1 protein-coding gene is annotated in these 513 nt (G+C 59.1%); it reads right to left on the bottom strand.

Annotation, left to right across the window (positions count from 1 at the left end; translation table 11 throughout):
• Positions 1–403 (bottom strand): TetR/AcrR family transcriptional regulator (locus LK12_RS23310; RefSeq protein WP_039290672.1); only part of this gene is annotated, 403 nt, incomplete at its 3' end.
• Between the last annotated feature and the right edge of the window lie 110 nt (positions 404–513).

The raw sequence follows: 513 nt of genomic DNA, 5'->3' as shown, positions 1-513 counted from the left end.
CGTCGTGGCTCGACATCGATTCGAACCACAGGATGTAGAGAGCCTTCATCTCATTGGACCGATTGAGCAGGAAGTGTTCGACGGCGTCGAGCGCAGCCTGAAATGCGGGCAGACCGGTGCTGTCGCCCACTGTACGTTGCAGTTCGGCCGCCCACCGGCGATTGAAGTCGCGTACCAGCTGACTGAACAGACCTTCCTTCGAGCCGAAACGGTTGCTTGCCAGGCCCCGGCTGTATCCGGCGCGTTCGCCGACCTCGCGCAGCGTGGTGTTGTGCGTTCCATGTTCGACGATGAGCTCGGTGGCGGCCTCGAGCATGCGCGCATCCGACAACGCCGTGCGCTCTGCCTGCGTCATCCTCTGTTTGATGTCCGAAGAAGTCTTGATGGCGAGATCCTGTTCCATGTCAGCATTACTCGGTCGCAAAGCCGAATACCTTCTCGACCTTGATATGGCCACTGGCCACTTTGTCTCGCAAGAGCTTCTTGTCGATCTTCCCCACACTGGTCTTGGGA

This window comes from Novosphingobium malaysiense (assembly GCF_000802225.1).
Taxonomy (GTDB): domain Bacteria; phylum Pseudomonadota; class Alphaproteobacteria; order Sphingomonadales; family Sphingomonadaceae; genus Novosphingobium; species Novosphingobium malaysiense.
This window is presented reverse-complemented; position numbering and strand designations above follow the sequence as displayed.